We start from the raw sequence: 19,616 nt of genomic DNA, 5'->3' as shown, positions 1-19,616 counted from the left end.
TCGGAAGACGGTGACGATGCGGGGGCGCGCGGGCGCGGGGAGCCGCCCGGGCGCACCGGAACCCCCGCGCTGGCTGCTCTTCGGTGCGGGGAGAGGTGCGTCCGGACACGCCGGGACGGCTGGGGTGGGGCTGTGGGAACGCTCGTGGGTCAGACGGTGCCGACGCGGCGGGCCGTGCGACCGGAGATCTGCACGCGGTCGACGCTTCCGTCGACGGGGTCGCGGTGGAAGCGTCCGCCGGGTTCCCTCCGGCCGGTGACCGGGTCGACCAGGTCGCAGGTCAGATCCGGGTAGCAGATCAGCGGCAGCGGCAGGTCACCGTCGATGGACAGCGCGGGCCGGCCGGCCGGGTCGAGGCTGATCCGGTACTCGGTCGTCCCGTTGCGGTACGTCCCGGCGCATTCGGGGAAGGTGACGGGCTCGCCCCGGTCGGCGCCCGCGGGAGTGGTGGGCACACGCATGCCGGTGAGCCGGGTGAGGGTGTCGGCCAGGTCCCGCCACAGGGCGGTGGCACCACCGGCGTTGCCGGTGAAGGCGACCACGACACCGCTGCGCGGCTCCGCACGCAGGTGGCAGGAGGTGCCCTGGGCGTTTCCGTCGTGGCCGCACCACCAGCGGCCGTCCTGCTGGTAGAGGGCGGCCCCCAGCCCCCAGGCGTCCGCCAGGGCGCCGGCCTCGGTTCCCGGCTCGGGGCGCCGCATCAGCGTGGCGACGGAGGGGGGGACGACGGCGGACCGGCCGATCAGGGCTCTGCCCAGGGCGATCAGATCGTGGGCGCCGGCCAGGAGGGCGCCCGCCGGGGCCTCGACGGGGGCCAGGTTCTGGCGGGCCGGCCGCATGGCGCCCGTCGCGGTGTTGAGGGCGTGTCCGGTGGCGGTAGGGCGACCTGGGGCACTCGCGCCGACGAAGGCGGGCCTGGTGCCCAGCGGCTCCAGGAGCAGCACGCGGACGGCCTCCTGCCAGGTCATGCCCGTCACGGCCTCGATCAGCCGTCCCGCCGCCACATAGCCGACGTTGGAGTAGGAGAAGTCCGTCCCGGGTGCGAACAGCGCGTTCTCGGCGGTGCACTCCGTCGACAGATAGCGGCAGGCTGTCATGCCCGCCGCGGTGTCCGAGTCGGGGCCGGTGGGCAGACCGGCCGTGTGGGAGAGAAGGTGACGCACGGTCACCTTGGGTATGTCCTCGAACTCCGGAAGGTTGTCCGCGACGGCCTCGTCGAGGTCGAGGTCCTCGTCGTCGACCAGCAGCATGACCGTGGCGGCCGTGTACGTCTTGGTGACACTCCCCAGCGGCACGGCCGTGTCGGCCGTGAACGCGGTGCCCCGGACGGCGTCGGCCGTCCCGGTGTGCACGCTGACGACCTCCGTCCCCGTGTCGACGGCCAGATGGGCGCCGGGCACGCGGTGGGTTCGCGCGAGGGTGTCGAGACTGTGCTGCAACGCCTGACGTAACGGGGACGGTCGTGAGGCGGCGACTGAAGCGGCGGTGGGGTACGGCATGTGAAGGGGACTCCCGATGGCTGCGTTCCATGAACGTGACACGAGGGCCGATGGGGATGAGCGGTTCGGCCCGGCGCGTCGGTGCGGGTGTGCGTCGGTGCGTGCTAACGCCCAGCGACCTCGACCGGCAGGTGACGTACGCCGACGATGACGGCCGGGTTCTGGAAGGTGACCTCGTCGTAGTCGGGGACATCCAGGCTGGAGAAACGTTCCAGCAGCATCCGAAGCGCGATCCGCGCCTCCAGTCGGGCCAGGGGGGCGCCGAAGCAGAAGTGGATGCCGTGACCGAAGGTCAGGTGGGGATTGGGGTTCCGGGCCGGGTCGAAGACGTCCGGTGCGTCGAAACGGGCGGGATCGCGGTTGGCGGCGCCCAGATGGGCCACCACCATCGTGCCCTCGGGGATCTGCTGATCCCCGATCACCACCGGGCGCGTGGTGCGCCGGCCGAGCTCCGCGAAGGGGGGCAGCCAGCGCAGCACCTCCTCGATGGCCTCCGGCAGCCGTCCGGTGTCGGCACGCAACGAGCGGAGCGTGCCGGGGTGCTGGTCGAAGGTGACGACAGCGTTGCCCAGCAGGGCCGTGGTGGTGATGTGCCCGGCGACCAGCAGCAGGGCGACGAAACCGACGATCTCCTGGTCCTCCAGGCGGACACCGTCCACCTCGGCAGCCACCAGCTTGCTGGTCAGATCGTCTCCCGGCCGCGCCCGGCACCTGCGGATGTGGTGCAGGACGTAGCCGTTCATCTCCCGCACGGTCGGGGCGATGGCGTTCAGGGCGCGTTCCAGGTCGGCCATGCTGGGCGACTCGCCGAGTTCGTCACCGCTGAAGAGGGTGGCCGCCCACTCCTGGAAAAGCTTGTGGTCCGCGGCCGGGATACCGAGCAGTTCGGCGATGACGATGATGGGCAACGGGTAGGCGAGGGCGTCGACCAGATCGAACCGGTCGCAATCGGCGACGTCGTCCAGCAACCGACCGCACACAGTTTCGATACGCGGCTCCAATCCCTTCACCATACGGGGAGTGAATGCCTGACTGACAAGCGTCCGGAGCTTGCGGTGCTCCGGCGGGTCCATACCGACGAAATTGCCCTGCCGGAAGACCTCGAAGTCCTCCTGGGTGGGCGCGATGGACGAGAAGTCGGAGGAGTACGTCGCCGGGTCGGCGAGAATCCCGGCCACCGACGAGTAGTCCACCACCTGCCACGCGCCCTGCCGTTCGTCGTAATGGACCGGACCGCACGCACGTAAGGACTGCCATCGCTCGCCCAGTCTGTCAAAGGGCGAGTTCTTCTGGACCGATGGGTTGCCGGTCACCTTTTCTCCTTCATGGGGAACGCGGGGGACAGCGCGTCCACAAGCGGGATGGTCGACGGTGAGCAATCAGCCCCGGACTGGTCTCGCATGCGACCTGGGGCTCTCACGACAGGCAACCGGCTCTACACGGGTAGCGAAGCGGCCGACGCCTCGGAGCGGATGGCAGCTGGAATTGACGCGTCAAGCGTCTCGGAAACCGGCGCGGCTCCGGCCGATTCGAACAGCCCTTTGCCGTGCGTCACCCGGTTCCGCCGCCCGCCTCACCACATGCACCGCGGACCACATCGACTCCATGCCCCCCCTTGGACAAACGGCAGTACTTGTGGTGCGTACCAAGCCGACATCACACATCTCCAGTGAACGCACCGCGCAACTGCCGCGCGGCGACTTCCGCTTGCCTTTATGTATGGCGAGCCCTTGGGTGGGGCCCGCCATTCCGACTCCATGCAAGGCTGCGCATCCTCCCCGATCAGGGCTGGATCATACGCACGACGAGCACCTTCGACCCGGTCGAACTCGGCGATAGTCTTCACGGTGGGTCAACCGACGGCAACCCCCTCAAGTTGAACAGAGAGGCATACCGGCAAGCCATATCTCAGGGGCCTCGGGCAGCCCGAACCAAACCCGTCGACGATGGCCCTGCACGCGTGCCCCGGGAACTGATGGCTAAACAACCACACATACAGAACCTGCGATTCCCCGTGGGCGCACACCGCCCGCAACTCCCCTCACCTGCACAGAGATCGTTCGGCGTGGCCGCACGAGCACGGCTGCAAGGAACCGGAACACCCGATTCGAGGACCGTCCACCGCTGGGAGGCGTTCTTCGTGGAGCCCGGTGGCCGGCTGCCGCCGCCGCGGAAACGCGGCCGAGACCCGACACGGCTTTCGGCCGAATCCCGCCGGGGGTACATAGGGAGCGCGCGGGGCGCACTTCTCCCGCGCGTGCGCGGGTACGTGCCCAGCCCGGCTGTCTCGCGCGCCGGTGCGGGAGTCGCGATCACCACACCTGCCTGCCGGTTCGCCGCGCCGAAGCCCCCGGGTGGAGGGTCCGGCGCCATCGACGCCCGGCGGAAACCCGGACAGAGGGGGGCCTCGTTCAGTCCCGGCCGCAGACACACGGACAAGGCGAGCCGCCGTCCTGATCGAACCGACGGATGCGTCGTGGCGTGACAACTCGGCGATGTCCGCGGGGCGTTCCGACGGTCCCCAGGTGGCAGTGACACGCGATGCGGTCCAGGGCAAGTGGGCAGCGAGCCACCGCCGTGCGCACCGACCGTTCGGGCGCTTCTCCGGCCAGCCACCTCCTGCTCCGCCCATCTCCTTCGAGCTCGCTTCTTCGGCTGCTGTTCGCATGCCGCCTGGCGGCCTTCTGTGCCAGGGTCCCGTCCCACGGGTGGATCGTGGTGGCGGAGTCAGTGCGGGTCACTGCTCCGGGTTGTGCAGGTCCAATACGTTGCCAAACTGGGTGAACGATGAGTTCTCTTTGCGCATAGCGGAAACACGCGCTCGTTCACCGGGCAACAGAACGAGGAGCATCAAGAACCCTGGCACGTCTCGTCTGAAGATCACCGATGTCCCGGGGGCAGCTGGTGAGAAGCGCTCGATCTCGATGAGGTCCGCGTCACCGCTCACCAGAAGCTCCCAGGTATGTACGAGTTCTCCTTCGTCACCGTCTGAGCCACGCCCGGTGTGGACAAGGGACTCGGATTCGGCGACGACGGACACGGAAGCCCCGGCGAGTGCGTCCTCGACCATGGCCGAAGTGCCCAACTCCGTGCCGACGATGCCCCCACTGAGATGATCCGGGCGCTCCCAGACACTGTCCGTGCGCCGCACGGAGTAGTACAGCTCTTCGGCCAGGAGACCGTCGTCCCTGCGGTGCATGAGCAGGACGAACCCGAGGTCGCCGCTGATCCACACGTCAGCGACGATGACAGTGTCGGCGGGGATGGCCAAGGGGCGGGCCGCCGCGCGGTCGGTTGGTGCGTGCCCCGACCGGAGGGCGGTTTCGGCGATGTCGGCCATCGGCTTTCTCATGATCTTCTTGCTTCCTCGTTTTCTCGGGATTCTCCGAATCGGCCCTGCGGTCATCTTCATGGCCACCTGTGGGGGCGGCGCGCCGGGAGGGCACGCCACCCCTCTCATCGTTCAGGTGCGGGCGGCCGCGACGACACCGACGCTGCTGCCGAGTCCGCACTGCTCCACTTCTCCACCCCCCGATCATCGCCGCGTTCCTGCGCACCCGGGTCTACCGGCCCGAGTCGCTGGTCTGAGGTCGAAGTCGGCGTCACCACGAACTTCCCGCTCGGGCGGTGGGTGCACCAGCAGCGCAAGACACGGCGCGCCGGCGAATCGACCCCCATTGCAGGGCCACTACCGCCGGCAAGAGCCGGCCCGGGCCACGGAGCGTCCGCCCGTCCGGGGCACACGGACGGGCGGGGCACACGGACGGCCGGGGCAAGCAGGCGTGTGCGACGGCCGGGCGCCAGCACGTGCGGCATCGGTGCGGCGGGCGCGAGGCCGGGGCGGGTCATTCTCCGCCCACCCTCCGCACCCCCAGCCCCTCTCCCGGCCCCCGTCTCCCGCGTTGCCTTCACCCCCGCGTCCCTCCTGCTCATCCCCGGTTTCCCGGTCACCGGGCCGGTGGGCAACAGGAAACCCGTCGACCCCAAGCCGGCGGCGGGGCAACTCTGGATCCGTCAGCCGGTGGCGGTGAAGGGGGGCGAAGTCCATGCGACGGGTACTGGTGTCGATCTGCGCGACGGTGGCGGCCACCGCGGCCGTCACGACCGGGTGCGCCGGTGGCGGTGACGACGACGGCCGTGCGCAGAACCCGCGTTCGCGTCCCGCGGCGCTGACCTGGCAGCAGGAACTGCGCGTCGCCGACGCGCAGCAGCGTCTGACCAAGCAGTGCATGAACCGCCGTGGCTTCACCTTCTGGGAGGACCGCGGTCTGACGCTCGACGAGAGCCGGCCGGTGCGCTTCGTGCAGGACGACGTGGCGTGGGCCCGCACCCACGGGTACGGTGGCCGAATCGAGGCAAAGGGCCAGGCCCTCCACGCGCGCAACCCCGTCGGCACCTACCGGCAGAGCCTCTCCGCCGGCCGGCGCGCGGCCTTCGACGCCGCGCTGGACGGCGGCGCGGACGCCCGCGTGCTCACGGTGACCCTGCCCGGCGGCGGGGAGATCCGCAAGCGTCTGGGCGGCTGTATGGAAGAGGCCGAGCGCCGGCTCTACGGCGATCCGGCCGCGTGGTTCCGCACCGGCAAGGTCGTCACGGGCCTCAACGCCCTGTACGGCGAACGCCTCATGAAAGATCGTCAGCTCAGCTCCGCGGTACGGGCATGGTCGCGGTGCATGAAGCGGGCGGGACAGCCCTACCAGGAACCCCAGGCCGCCCGCGACGCCGTGCGCGTCAACACCGACCGGCTGGGACCGGCCCGTTCGGACGAGGCCTTCGCCGCCGAGCGGAGGACCGCCGTCGCGGACGCCACCTGTGCCCGGCAGACCTCCCTGCGGGCCGTGGCCACGGCCCGGGAGACGTACTACCTGGACCGCCTGCGTGACCGGTTCGGCAAGGACATCGACACCTACCGGCACCTCGGTCAGCAGGCCTACGACCGGGCGGTGCGGATCGTTCCGGAGCGCCACTGACCACTCCGCGCTCCGGAGCGGACACCGCTCACCGGCGCGGTGCGCCGGGCCGCCGGCCCGGCGTACCCGCGCCCGCACCTCCGCACGACCGGCAACACACCGACAGTGACAGGAAACGAGGGGAAACAGCATGCGCAAGATCAGCGTCACCGCAGCGGTCCTGGGGCTCGCCGCCCTGGGCCTCGCCGTACCCGCCACCGCGCAGGCGGCCGAGAGCGCCGTTCCCGGCCCCGGCTGCAACAGCAAGTGGGGACCGCGCAACGGCAACATGTACGCCTGGCAGGACCTGGACTGCGGGGGCACCCTGCTGATCGCCACACCGGGCAACAGCAGCAACTGGGGTGCCGCGGCCAACGACAAGGCCACCTCCGTCATGAACCGCGGCTACACGGGCGGCCTGGACCACGTCGCCTTCTACGAGAACGACAACCACGGCGGCGGCCACGCGTGTCTGGCGCCGGGCGAGCTGTACGCCGACAACCTGACCGACAACCGGTTCACCAACGGCGTCATCGTGAACGACAACATCACCTCGCACCGTTGGGTGGCCAGGAGCGCCTGCGGGGCCTTCCTGACCTGATCCGCGGACCGGTGAGGAACGGGCGGCCCGCGCTCCCGCGGGCCGCCCCGCCCCCTTCCACTGACCCGTCCTCACAGCCAGGGGGGAACACCATGCGCAAGATCACCGTCACGGCGGCCGTGCTGGGGCTCGCCGCGCTCGGCCTCGCCGTTCCGGCCACCGCGCGGGCGGCGGAGAACACCGTCGCCGGGCCGGGCTGCGCCGGCAAGTGGGGCCCGCGCGACGGGCGGCTGTACGCCTGGGACGAGCCGGACTGCCAAGGCTCCCTGCTGCCGGTCCCCTACAGCGGGACCTGGGGCCCGGCCGCCGACAACAGGGCCTCGTCCGTGATGAACCGCGCCTACACCGGCGGCGTCGACCACGCGGCGTTGTACGACAAGCCCGACTACGCGGGCGGGCACGTCTGCCTCGCCCCGGGTGAGCTGTACGCCGACGACCTGACCGACAACCGGTTCACCGACGGCACCGTGGTGAACAACGCCATCAGCGCGCACCGGTGGGTGAACAGGAACGCCTGCGGGGCCTTCCTCACCTGACCCGGCGCAGCGAGCTGCACAGAACGTCCGGAACCGCCCCACGGTTCCGGACGTTCGCGTTTTCGCCACACCGGGGAAAGCTTGGCTGCCCTGAGCGCCCCCGCAGTAGCCTGGGCATCCGCCGTCTCACGGACGCACTGCCATGGGGGACACCGTGGGAGACCCGCAGCACGGGCATGACACCGACCACCGGAACGGGCGGGACCGGAACGCGCTGACCACGCACTCCTTCCCCGCACAACTGCGACGACTGCGACAGGCACGCGGCCTGTCGCTGACCGATCTGGCACGGCAGACGCACTACAGCAAGGGCTACCTCAGCAAGATCGAGACCGGGACAAAGCGGGCGACCCTCGACGTCGCCCGCCTCTGCGACCAAGTGCTCGGCGCGGGCGGGGAGTTGCTCAGGCTCGTCCAGGAGAGACCGCCCTCCGACGGCGGGGACGTCCCCGAGGCCGCGCTCACCGGGCGCGAGACCGACGGGGCGGGTCCCTACCGCGGCCTGTCGGCGTTCACCCCGCAGGACGCGGAGTGGTTCTTCGGCCGGGAACGCGCGACGGCCGCCCTGGTGGAACGGGTCTTCGAACGGGTGGGCAGCGGCCCGCTGTTACTGGTCGCCCCCTCGGGCGCGGGCAAGTCGTCGCTGCTCAACGCGGGACTGGTGCCCGCCCTGCGGCGCGGCGACTTCCCGATGCCGGGCGCCGACCGGTGGCCGGTGGTGACGTTCACGCCCACGTCGCGGCCCCTGGACGAGCTGCTGGAGCGTACCGCGAAAGCGGTGGGCGGGGACCTCGGCGTCACCGTCGAGGAAGCCCGGCGGAACCCCGACGCGGTACTGGACGCCGTACGCACCATGACGGACGCCCCGTCTGCGGCTCCGGGGGACCGCCGGCCCCCGCCCTGCCGGCCGGTGCTGATCGTCGACCAGTTCGAGGAACTCTTCACGCTCTGCGCGGACGAGGACGAGCGGCGCTCCTTCGTCCGGGTGCTCCGCGCGCTGGCGGCGTCCCGGCCGGAGGGCGGCGGGCACGGCCCCGCCGTGGTGGTGCTCGGCATGCGGGCCGACTTCACCGGCAACTGTCTGGAACTGCCCGAACTGGCCCCGGTCTTGACCGACGGGCTGTTCGTGCTGCCCCCGATGTCCGTGGCGGAGCTGCGGGAGTCCATCACGCGCCCGGCGGAACTCGCCGGACTGACCCTCCAGCCGGGTCTCGTGTCCCTGCTCCTGCGGGACGCGGGTCTGCGCGACGGACCGGCCGGCACCTCCCCGGGCGTCGCGGAGGGGATCCGCCCCGGAGCCGACGAGACGCCCTCGGGTGCCCTCCCCCTCGTCTCCCACGCTCTGCTGGCCACCTGGCAGCGGCGTGAGGGCTCCGCGCTGACCGTCGCCGGGTACGAGCGGGCCGGCGGGATCCAGGGCGCGATCGCACGCACCGCGGAGAACGTCTTCGCCCGGCTGTATCCGGCCGAGCAGAAGACGCTCCGCCGTGTTCTGTCCCGCCTGGTGTACGTCGCGGACGGGGCCGGGGCGACCCGCCGCCGGATGAGCCGGGCGGCGCTGATGGAGCAGCTCGCCGACGCGGACGGCGCGACCGCCGCGCTCGACGCCTTCGTACGGGCCCGGCTCATCACGATGGACAGCGACACCGTCGCGATCACCCACGAGGCCCTCCTCCACGCCTGGCCGCGGCTGCGCGACTGGATCCACGCCGACCGTGCCGGACTGCTGCTCCACCAGCAGCTGGCGCACGCGGCCGCGGAGTGGGAGCGCGAAGGCCGCGATCCGTCCGCCCTGTACCGCGGCACCCGGCTGAACACCGTGCGTTCCTGGGCCGAAGAGCTGGACGGGTGGAGCCGGCTCAGTCCCGGCGAGGAGGCGTTCCTCAGGGCGAGCCTGGCCGAGAGGGAGGTGCTGGAGCGGCAGTCCAGACGCCAGGTCCGGCTGCGGCAGTCCATGCTGGCCACCCTCGTCGGGCTGCTGGGGCTCGCCCTGACCGCCGGGGCTCTCGCCTACCAGCAGCGCGAGAGCGCCCTCGACCAGGAACGCGTCGCGCGCTCCCAGGCCCTCGCCGTACGGTCCGCGTCGCTCGCCGGGGGCCAGCCGGAGGCGTCGATGCTGCTGGCCGGGGAGGCCTATCGGACCCACGCCACCACCGAGGCGCGCGGCGCGCTGCTGAGCACACAGTCACAGCCGTTCTCCGGCCGGCTGGGCGGCCACCGGGGCCCGGTCAACGCGGTGGCCTTCGCGCCGGGCAACCGGTCCCTGGCGACGGCCAGTTCCGACGGGACGGTGACGCTGCGCCGGGTACACGACCGCCGTACGACCGCCACGTTCGCGGTGCGCGGTCCGGTCCGCTCGATCGCCTTCAGCCCCGACGGCCGCCTCTTGGCGGCGACGTCGGCACGCGGTCCCGTGAGTCTGTGGGATGTCGCCGGGGCCCGGCGGACGGCCGTGCTCGGTGAGGGCACCGACGGCGCCCGGAAGCTGGCGTTCGACCCCCGCGGGGGCAGGCTCGCCGTCGCGACCACGCGCGGGGTGATCGAGGTGTGGGACACCGCGCGCACCCCGAGGATCACCGCCACCCTGACCGGACACGAGGGAGCGGTCAACGCCCTGGGGTACGCCCGGGACGGCCGGGCCCTGGTCTCCGCCGGCACCGACCGGACGGTGCGGCTGTGGGACACCGACCGGGCGGGGCAGCTCACCGTGCTGAAAGGGCACACCGACGAAGTGCTGGGCGCCGCGTTCTCCCCGGACGGCCGCGAGGTGGCCTCCGGCGGCATCGACCGGACGGTACGACTGTGGGACGTCCGCGGCGGCCGGCTCAGCACGACGCTGTCCGGGAGCAGTGACGACATCAACGCCGTGACGTACACGCCGGACGGCGCCACGGTCATCGGCGCGGTCGGCGACGGCACGACCCGGCTGTGGGACGTCCGCAGCGGCCGGCAGACCGCCGTGCTGGCCGGTCACACCGACTACGTCATGGGGGCGGCCGTGACCTCCGACGGCGCCCTGCTGGCCACCGCCGGGTTCGATCGGTCCGTCGTCCTGTGGGACCTGCGCGGCCCGCTGCTGACGGCGCGTCCGTTCACGGAGGTGTGGCAGGCCCGGTACAGCCCCGACGGGTCCCTGCTGGCCACCGCCGACACCGACCACACCGTGCGCCTGTGGGAGGTGCGCGGGCGGCGGCTGCTGGCGACGCTCCGGGGCCACACGGAGACGGTCTTCTCGGTGTCCTTCGCACCCGACGGGCGAACCCTGGCGTCGGCGGGCTCCGACGGCACGATCCGGCTGTGGGACGTGGCCGCCCGTAGCTCGCTGAGGACGCTGACCGGCCACATCGGGCAGGTGCTCTCCGTCGCCTTCGCGCCCGACGGCCGGAGTCTGGCCTCGGCCGGCGCCGACCGCACGGTGCGCCTGTGGGACGTGGGCGAACGCAGGCCGCGGGCGACGCTGACCGGCCACCAGGACTACGTCAACGGCGTCGCCTTCAGCCCCGACGGCCGGACCCTGGCGAGCGCCGGCGACGACCTGGCCGTACGGCTGTGGGACGTGTCCGCGCGCCGGCCGCTCGGCACCCTGGACGGCCACACCGGCGCGGTCCGCAGCGTCGCCTTCGCCCCGGACGGGCGGACCCTGGCCAGCAGCGGCAACGACGGCGCCATACGGCTGTGGGACGTGGGCCGGCGCCGTGCGCAGGCCGTCCTGACCGGGCACACCGGCTCCACCCGGGGCATCGCCTTCGCTCCGGACGGCCGTACGCTCGCCAGCAGCGGCAACGACCGTACGGTGCGCCTGTGGGACGTGGCCGGACGGCGTCCGTGGGCGACGCTGACCGGGCACACCAACGCGGTGTGGAGCGTGGCTTTCGCCCCCGACGGGCGCACGGTCGCCAGCAGCAGCACGGACGGCACCGTACGGCTGTGGGACCTCGACCCCGGGGCGCGGCTGGCGGAGATCTGCCGGCTGCGCGCGGACCTGGGCGCCGACGAACGCGCCGAACTCCTGCCGGGGGTCCCGCTCTCGGACGGGGCTTCCTGCGACGGCCGGGACTGAGGCGGCGTCCCTGCTCGGAGGGGGTTTCCCAGGTGTTTCCCGTTGCCCGTCGGCGGGAGTCGACGGGTGGGATGTCGACGGGCGCGGGGCGCGGCCAGCAGGCTGCTGTGCGACCACTTCCTCACCGCCTACAGGAAACGGGGGTCCTGGCATGGTCCGCCGGACCGGTCTCATTCGCACACTGATCGTCTTCATGGCCCTGATGTTCTGGGCGCCGGTGTCCGCCGCCGCCGCGCCCGGCCCGGCGTCCGCGCCACGGGCGGCCGCCGCTCCGTGCGGCGCCCTCGCGCCCGGGGCTTCCCCGGCAGCCGAGCGGGCGATCGCCGCCGCCTGCGCCGAGGTGGCGGCCGGCACCTGGTACACGTGGGGCGGCGGCCACGGCTCCCGGCCGGGCGCCACCTACGGGCAGGTCGACCCGACCGACCCGGACAGCGCGCACGACCCCGAGCGGCTCGGTTTCGACTGCTCCGGCCTGGTCCGGCACGCCTACGCCAAGGCGACGGGCTCCGACATCCTCAACGGCATCGCCAGCCAGCAGTACTACACGCACCGCGCGGCGGCCCGTTTCACCGCCGCGCAGGGCCTCGCCCCGCTTTTGCCGGGCGACCTGCTCGCCTGGGGCACGTCCAAGGACCTGCACCACATCGCCATCTACCTGGGCGCGGGCAAGATGGTCGAGGCGAAGGAGTCGGGCACCCGGCTCATGGTCAGTGACGTCCGTATGAACGGCTACTTCGGAGCCGTCCGCGTCAACACCGGCCAGGTCACCGGCCACATCCACCAGACCTGGGGCACCGATGTGTGGACGAAGGCCAAGCCCTCGCTCGGCGCGGAGCGCGTGTACGCCTTCCCGTACTCCACCACCATCCGGGTGCAGTGCCAGATCCACGCGGAGATGGTCAGCGCCGAGGGCTACGACAACGACGTGTGGTCGTACCTGCCGGACTACCGGGCGTGGGTGAGCAACATCTACATCAAGGGGCCGGCGTGGCTGGACGGCGTCTCGGACTGCGGGACGACGACACCTGTGCCGATGGTGTGACGAGGGCGCGGCGCCGTCCGTGACTCAGGGACGCCGAGCGTGGCGAGGGCCCCGATCCGCAGCAGGACCGGGGCCGCGACGGTCAAGAGCCCAGCCTGACCCGGCTCCTGACGGTGCGCCAGCCGCGACAGCGCCGGATGTCTCCCACGCCGGTGATGCCGGAACAGCCGCACGCGAGGCGCACGCGGTAAGACCACCGTGTGGGAGTCGGGCCGCGGGGCAGAAGACACGGTCCGGCTATGGCATCTGGCAGGTGCCAGACCCGTCCCAGTCAGGCCCGATGGGAGGACGTCGCACACTGATCCCTACAGTCGCAACGGATAGACGACGAGGCCAAGGACTCAATCCGACTCGCCACGCCGGGAAGACTGGCCCGTCATCGGCCCGGCCACCGTCGAGAAGGAGCGCGCCGCCGTACTGCCCCCTCGCAAAGACGGCGGCGACGGGATCGCTGGTGGTGCTCACCCTGGCGTGAGCGGGGGCGCACGACCGGAGGGGTCCGAGGGGGCGGGTGCGGGTCCGACGGCCTCCCGGCGGCGTTGCGGTTCCGTTATCGCCCGCCGTGCAACCGTAGGGCGGGTGCCGCTGTCGTACCGTCGTGATATCCCGTCCTCCCTCCCTCGCCCCTGCCCGTTTCGGCGTCGCCACAGCCGCGGTCGCCCTGGCTGTCGCGGGGTGCTTCGCCGGCGAACCGGCAAACCCGCCGCACCCCGTTTTCTCTGCCCCCAAGGCCCAGCAGCCCGCCAAGGCCCTCGAAGCGACCCTGGCGACGGACGGTTTCGCGTTCCGGCAGACCATGACCTTCGAACTCGGCACCGGGGAAGCGGTTCTGAGGAGCGAGGGCCGAATGGCCCCGAAGGCGGGGCACGCCGTTGGCACCCGGTCCTGGACCTTCACCAAGCGCGTCACCACGGCGGAGCGGGAGGCGCTGCTGGGCCCCTCCCCCGCCCCGTCCCCCCAGCCGTCGAAGCTGGGCGTGGCCGTCGACGGGACGGACGTGCTGGTGCGGCCAGGCGCCGCGCCATACTGGATCCGCCATGCCCCGAACGACTTCACCCTCGACGGCAACCGCAACGTCGAGTCCCTGGCCGGGACTCAGGTCCCGTTCGGCGGGACGCTGCTGGAGCTGCTGGCGTCCGGAGGGCGGGTGACGAAGTCCGCTCCGGCGCAAACCGGCCGGACATACACGATCCGCACCCCCGCTCCCGCGGCCCTCGCCCTGTTCCCCAAGGACCTGCGGGAGATGTTGCACCGCGGTACCGACGAGGCCGCCGCGCCCTTGCCCGTCGACCTCGCGCTCCGCGCCGACGGCGAGGGACGCCTCACCCGCGCCTCGGCCGATCTGGGCGCCCTCAAAGCACGGGAGTGGGGTTCGCTACGGAACCTGAAAGGGATCCGGGCCGAGCTGACCATCAGCCGACACGGCGCACCCGCCCCGAAGCTGCCGTCCCCCGCCCGGCAACTCGCCGCGCGGGACACAGTCCGGGAGATCGACGAACTGCAACCGGGCGCCTGCTTCGACCCGCACACCGGCACCAGCTCCAACCGCCTGGTCGTAAGCCGCCCGTGCAAGACCAAGCACGGCGCCCGCATCCTGGCTCAACCCGAACTCACCACCACCTACCCCGGCGCCGGCAAAGCCCGCCGCCAAGCCGAAACCGCCTGCGACCGAGCCGTCCCGAACTCCCCCGCCGCCTGGCGCACGGAATCCGCCGAACGCGACACCCACTGGTTCACCTGGCCCACCGACAAATGGGACTGGAACGAACACGGCGCCGCCCACGCCACCTGCTACGTACTCACCCACTGACCACACACTCAGCTTCAGGGAGCTGATCCGGTCCGTAAGGGCCGGCCGTGGTCGCTGCCGCTGGAGGATCGGGTGCTGCTGGTGGCCGCGTACTTGCGCACCAACCTCGCGCTGCGCCAGCTCGCCCCGCTGTTCGGCGTCTCGAAGTCGGCGGCCGATCGGATCGTCGACCACCTCGGACCGGCTCTCGCCCTTCAACCCCGGCGGCGGTTCCGCAAGGACACTGTGCTCGTCGTGGACGGCACGCTGGTGCCCACTCGTGACCGGGCCGTGGCCGCCTGCAGCAAGAACTACCGCTACTCCACCAACCACCAGGTCGTCATCGACGCCGACACCCGCCTGGTCGTCGCCGTCGGCAAGCCGCTGCCCGGCAACCACAACGACTGCCGGGCCTGGGAGGAGTCCGGCGGCTGCCCTCCTGGAAGGAGGAACACGACGCCTCCCACCGCAAGGTCCACGCCCGCGTCGAGCACACTTTCGCCCGCATGAAGAGTCCCTCGGTTCCATCGGGAACGCGCGACTCCACTGTGAATTCCGCTCGGCGACCAATTCGGTTGCCGCTGGGGTGGCGGGCGGGTTGACTGACTGGCTATGAACCTGGCACAGGCTGCCAACCGGCTCGGGTTGGGGCAGTTGCTGGATGCCCCGCTGCTGCTCAAGGATGACGAGCAGAGCCCGGTGTGGAAGGCCGTTACTGACTCCGGCTCATGGGTGGTGAAGATTGCCAAGCCCTGGGGTGACTTCTGGCTGCCCATGGCTGCCCAGGCAGGGGCGCTTGAAGCCGCCGCGTGGGAGATCGGTGTCACGATGCCCGAGCCGCAATCGACGACTCTGGGAGAAGCGGGTCTGTGGCGGCCGATCGGGGACGGTTTCTACGCCCGTGCGGTGCGCTTCGTCGAGGGCGCGCATCCGACCGCGCCGGCGTCCGAACCGTTGGCGGCATGGGCCGGCGGGCTCGTGGCTGACCTTGCACGGTGCGCGATTCCAGCCGACCCGACCGTCGATGGCGACTACCGGTCGTACTCCCAGGGAGAGTGGGAGGAGTGGTTCGCTCAGGCCGAACGCCTCGAGGTCCTCAGTGCCGAGCATGTCCGCATCCTCAAGCTGTCGGTGGAGCAGGCCGAGGCCATGGTCGAAGATCAGCAGGAGCTGTGGCGATGCAAGTTGGTCATGCATCGCGACATCCGGCACCAGAACATTCTGACCGGCTCCGGTGGACCGGTGCTGTTGGACTTCGATGCCGCTGGGGCGCAGGACCCGTGGTGGGAGCTGGTCTTCACCGCTTTCCATCTCGCCGGCTTCGGCCGCCGGTTGGAAGTGCCCGAGCGCCGTATCGTCGAAGCCTGCCTCTCCGGGTATGTCGCTGCGGGAGGGGCAGTCGGGGCGGTCGATGAGTCGGCGTTCACCGGTATGTTCGCCGGACGCGTGGGAGCGGCGGCTTGGCAGCTGTGGATGGCCTGCGGCCACCGGGGCGGGAGTCCGGAGTACCAGGCCGGCTTCGCTCAGACACTCAGGGAGTCGGTGAAGGCGATGGCCATGATGCGCAAGGCCATGCCGACCTGGGTCACTTGGCTCAAGGCGTAAGCGATACCGGATGGAACGACATTCTGGAAGCCGAGCACCGCGCCACCCGGGACAGGGCAGTAGAGGCCGCGAGGCGCGCCCGTCGGGAGATCTTGCAGGCCGCGCCCACCGAGGTGCGGCGGGCCGCCCGCGATGCCAAGGGGGCCGCTCCGAGTTGGGAACGCGACATGCGAAAGGCCGACGAACGCAGGACCCGCCGGAGTGCCGAGGAAACCGCCCGGCGCACAGTCGGCCCGGCCGTCAGGCCCTACGTCTGGATCCGCGCCAAGGCCGCCAGGCGTAGACGCGTGGTGAGTGCGGCCCGGACCGCGCACGAACTCCACGCGTTATCACGCCAAGTTCGAGGAAGAGCAGGACGACCGGTCGGTCTCGACATCGAAGCACTCGGTATCCAGCGGGCGAGCCGGTACGGTCTCCGCCCAACGCTCCCGTCACGTCCGGGTCGAAGAAGCACCTCACGTCATCCCACCGATAAGCGATGATGCGGGGGCAAGGACGCCACGCGTGCTGGCCCTCACTGTGTTCCGGGGCGAACGACCCGTTCGCGAGGGTGACTTCTCGCTCTTCGGCAGCGGTGATGTACCGAAAGAATGAGTAAAAGCATGGAGTGTAGACGGCGTCGACGTGGTCATTACCCACCTCCAATCGTGGCAAACTCATTGAGCGCGAGATGATGGGCTGTTAGCGTTTGATCGACCGATGGTGATGCGTGAGCGCCTAAGATTCGAATGCTGCGGAAACTCACCCCTCTTCGCAGGGGCAGCATTTCCGAGGCAAACGGGGGATCTTTTGGATACGCGACAATTACAGGCATTTCTCGGTGCGGTCGACACCGGAAGCTTCACGAGAGCGGCGACCGTCCTGCATGTCTCGCAGCCCACGGTGACCAATCGGATCAAGGCACTCGAACGGGCATTGGGATCAACTCTGCTCGAACGGCTTCCGGGCGGCGTGCGCCCGACCAGCGCGGGGCGCACACTCCTCTCGTACGCACGTGAGATCGTGCGTCTCAGCAGCGAGATCCACCGGCTCGTCGACTCGCCGGGCCAGCCGAGCGGGCGCGTCACCGTGGGAGCCCCGGAGAGTCTGATCAATCAGCGGCTGCTGCCGCTGATCGAATACATACATCTGCGCTATCCGCAGATCGACTTCTCGCTCCGCCTGTCCACTCCTCAAGAGGCCGCAGCCCACCTGTGCAACGGACTGCTCGACTGCGCCTTCACGATAGGAGACGGCACGCCTCACGGGGATCTGGATCACCGCGAACTGTGTCCGGAGCCCCTGGCCCTGGTGGCGGCGCCTCTACGCGACACCGGGTCGCGGCGAGACAGTGAGGAGGAACCGTTCGACTTCGACTCCGTCCTCGTCTGTGCCGACGTCGACGGGCGCTATTGCGGTGACCTCCTGCCTGACGCGGCATTGTCGACAGGGTCACGCCGGATGCTCTCTCTGAACTCGGTGGAGGCCGTCAAACACATGGCGGAGAACGGGATCGGCGCCGCTCTGCTTCCCGAGATCTCCGTCGCGGAGGACATCACGAACGGGCGCCTGCGGAAGCTGAACTGGCAGCCTGTGACCCGCACTTACACGCAGGCGCTGTGGCGGCACAGCAATGTTTCCCGGCCGGCTCTGGAAGCGGTGCTGAAGGCCGCGGCCAAAGTGATAAGTGAGAGTTGATGCCGGTGCCGGCCACTTCGGGCCGGCCGCGCCGCGGTGCCTAGGGGGTGTCCGCAAAGTCCCGCCTGCCCCGCGACGCCCGGCACGCACTCTCGCCGCACCGGGCGAACACCCGAGTACAACCAGTACGCGGGTGCCCGCCCGGCACGCCGAGAGCACGCACCGAACGCCGCGGGGCCCGCCCTCCGGGCGAACGACGCGACTTTGCGGACACCCCCTAGGCGGGCACGCGGCGGGTCCGACGACCCCCGCGTGCCCGGGACTGGATCGGTGCGCGGTCAAGCCGGGTCGCGGTGCAGGGCCGCCAGCAGTTGCCGCCGGTCGACCTTGCCGTGGTGATTGACCGGCAGTGCATCGGTGATCCGCGTCAAGCTCGGAGCCATGTAGGCGGGCATCGACTGAAGGCAGAACCTCAGGAGGGCGCTCTCGTCCACCGGCGGCGCATCGTCGGTCAACACCACGAAGGCGGCCAACTCGGGTTCCTCACGCGAGGATTCCACGACCACGGCGGCGGCCTCCGCCACCCCGGGGTGCTCCAGAAGACGTCGCTGCACCTCGGCCAGTTCCACTCGGTTGCCCCGGATCTGCACCTGGGAGTCCACCCGTCCGCAGAAGCGCAGACCGCCGTCGTCCGCCCGGTAGGCGAGGTCTCCGGTGCGCAGCACCTTCTGCCCGGACCTGGGATCGAGCGGGTCGGGTACCACCGTGGTGGCCGTGGCCTCGGGGTCACCCCAGTACCCGGACATCAGGGCCGGGCTGCGCAGGTACATCTCCCCCACGTCGCCGGATTCCGTCACAGGTCGGCCGTCGGGGCCGAGGAGCAGGATGTCGGTGCCGCGGTGGCCGTTTCCGATCGACAGGTGTGTGACGTCTTCGGGCAGCGGGTTGGGCACGTCGGCGAAGCTGGCGGCCATGGACTCGGTCGCGCCGTAGCAGTTGACCAGTCGCGCCTGGGGGCGCAGTTGCTGCAGGTGGCGCAGTTCCTGCAGAGGGAAGTCCTCACCGCAGAACAGGACGCCCCGCAGATCCGTCAGTGCGGCGATCTGGTCGGGAAGGTGGCGGAGCGGCTGTCGCCAGATGGACGGAACACCGTTGACCTGGGTGGCGCGGGTGGTGCGCAGCACCTTGAGGAACCGGGTCGGCCAGCGCAGCAGGGCCCGCGGGACCGGTACCACCGCGGCGCCGCTGCCCAGGGCCAGGCCGATGTCCAGCAACGAGAAGTCGAATTGCAGCGGGGAGGTCGAGGCGACCCGGTCACCGACCTCCACCAAGTGCTCGTCGAGCATGCCGCGGTAGAACGAGACAACGGCTCGGTGGCTCATCACCACGCCTTTGGGGCGGCCCGTCGTCCCCGAGGTGAAGATGATGTAGGCCGTGTCGGTGGGTGTCACCGTGGTGCGGTGCCGTGTGCGCGGTTCCGGCGGCAGGGGGACCTCGATTCCGTCGGATCCGAACCGGCCCCAGCCGGTCGCGCTGTCGGCGTCGGGTCCGGCCGTGAGGCACAGGGCCGGTTCGGCCAGGCCCGCGATCGTCGCGCGCCGCTCGGCCGGCGTCTCCGGGCTGACGGGCACGAACGGCAGGCCGCGTGAGGAGCAGGCCAGGACGAGCGCGATCGCCTGCGCGGAGGTGTCGGAGACGATCATCACGCGGTCCCCGATGTCGAGGCCGTACCGGTCCAGGTCCGCGGCGTAGCGGTCCGCGGTCGCCCGCAGTTCGCGGTAGGTCGTGATGCGGGCGGTGCCGTCGACGTACTCCACGACCGCCGGACGGTCGGGGTGCACGGCGGCCGCCGCGAGAAGGAACTCGTCGAGGCGTTCGTCGGGCCGGTGGATGACAGGTGTTGCGGGCATGGGGTCTC

Annotated in this window: 12 protein-coding genes and 2 pseudogenes; 10 read left to right on the top strand and 4 right to left on the bottom strand. The window is 71.0% G+C overall.

Translation table 11 applies throughout. The features are described from left to right. Positions 1-149: 149 nt before the first annotated feature. The 3 genes from ACIRDU_RS19955 to ACIRDU_RS19945 all read right to left on the bottom strand — a co-directional run bounded on the left by ACIRDU_RS19955 (position 150) and on the right by ACIRDU_RS19945 (position 4,911). The gene (locus ACIRDU_RS19955) at positions 150-1,439 is read right to left on the bottom strand and encodes a serine hydrolase domain-containing protein (protein ID WP_403581228.1); all 1,290 of its coding nucleotides are present in this window, start codon (positions 1,437-1,439) and stop codon (positions 150-152) included. Between the two features lie 164 nt (positions 1,440-1,603). Further along, positions 1,604-2,812: a cytochrome P450 gene (locus ACIRDU_RS19950; RefSeq protein WP_403581226.1), complete on the bottom strand. Its 1,209-nt coding sequence runs from the start codon at positions 2,810-2,812 to the stop codon at positions 1,604-1,606. 1,424 nt (positions 2,813-4,236) lie between these two features. Continuing rightward, positions 4,237-4,911: a hypothetical protein gene (locus ACIRDU_RS19945; protein ID WP_403581262.1), complete on the bottom strand. Its 675-nt coding sequence runs from the start codon at positions 4,909-4,911 to the stop codon at positions 4,237-4,239. A 66-nt stretch (positions 4,912-4,977) separates the two neighbouring features. Here ACIRDU_RS19945 and ACIRDU_RS19940 point away from each other — a divergent pair. The 10 genes and pseudogenes from ACIRDU_RS19940 to ACIRDU_RS19895 form a co-directional block, all read left to right on the top strand. Continuing rightward, a pseudogene (locus ACIRDU_RS19940) lies at positions 4,978-5,166 on the top strand (hypothetical protein); the annotation flags it as partial. A 379-nt stretch (positions 5,167-5,545) separates the two neighbouring features. Then, a complete protein-coding gene (locus tag ACIRDU_RS19935; protein WP_403581225.1) occupies positions 5,546-6,469 on the top strand; it encodes a hypothetical protein in 924 nt (307 codons plus the stop codon). A 130-nt stretch (positions 6,470-6,599) separates the two neighbouring features. Beyond that, positions 6,600-7,049 carry a peptidase inhibitor family I36 protein gene (locus tag ACIRDU_RS19930; protein ID WP_403581223.1) on the top strand — a complete coding sequence of 150 codons (450 nt, stop codon included), beginning with the start codon at positions 6,600-6,602 and terminating at the stop codon, positions 7,047-7,049. A gap of 92 nt (positions 7,050-7,141) precedes the next feature. Further along, positions 7,142-7,585 (top strand): peptidase inhibitor family I36 protein, encoded by a 444-nt coding sequence (locus tag ACIRDU_RS19925; protein WP_403581221.1) that lies wholly within the window; start codon positions 7,142-7,144, stop codon positions 7,583-7,585. A 142-nt stretch (positions 7,586-7,727) separates the two neighbouring features. Next, entirely contained in the window at positions 7,728-11,645 is a 3,918-nt protein-coding gene (locus ACIRDU_RS19920) for a helix-turn-helix domain-containing protein (RefSeq protein WP_403581220.1), read from the top strand. Positions 11,646-11,796: 151 nt separating this feature from the next. Continuing rightward, positions 11,797-12,687, top strand: coding sequence for a C40 family peptidase (locus ACIRDU_RS19915; protein ID WP_403581218.1), 891 nt, complete (start codon positions 11,797-11,799; stop codon positions 12,685-12,687). Between the two features lie 598 nt (positions 12,688-13,285). Next, positions 13,286-14,497: a hypothetical protein gene (locus tag ACIRDU_RS19910; protein ID WP_403581216.1), complete on the top strand. Its 1,212-nt coding sequence runs from the start codon at positions 13,286-13,288 to the stop codon at positions 14,495-14,497. A gap of 15 nt (positions 14,498-14,512) precedes the next feature. Then, a pseudogene (locus tag ACIRDU_RS19905) lies at positions 14,513-14,991 on the top strand (transposase family protein); the annotation flags it as partial. A gap of 97 nt (positions 14,992-15,088) precedes the next feature. Continuing rightward, positions 15,089-16,081, top strand: coding sequence for a phosphotransferase (locus ACIRDU_RS19900; protein WP_403581215.1), 993 nt, complete (start codon positions 15,089-15,091; stop codon positions 16,079-16,081). Positions 16,082-16,780: 699 nt separating this feature from the next. Beyond that, on the top strand, positions 16,781-17,758 hold the full coding sequence (locus ACIRDU_RS19895; RefSeq protein ID WP_403581213.1) for a LysR family transcriptional regulator: 978 nt from the start codon (positions 16,781-16,783) through the stop codon (positions 17,756-17,758). Between the two features lie 278 nt (positions 17,759-18,036). Here the strand turns inward: ACIRDU_RS19895 and ACIRDU_RS19890 are convergent, their stop codons facing one another. After that, positions 18,037-19,608 carry an AMP-binding protein gene (locus tag ACIRDU_RS19890; protein WP_403581211.1) on the bottom strand — a complete coding sequence of 524 codons (1,572 nt, stop codon included), beginning with the start codon at positions 19,606-19,608 and terminating at the stop codon, positions 18,037-18,039. Between the last annotated feature and the right edge of the window lie 8 nt (positions 19,609-19,616).

The sequence above is a fragment of the Streptomyces sp. NPDC093598 genome (assembly GCF_044764825.1).
Lineage (GTDB): Bacteria > Actinomycetota > Actinomycetes > Streptomycetales > Streptomycetaceae > Streptomyces.
The sequence above is the reverse complement of the archived record's forward strand: the minus strand, read 5'-3'. Positions and strand labels throughout refer to the sequence as shown.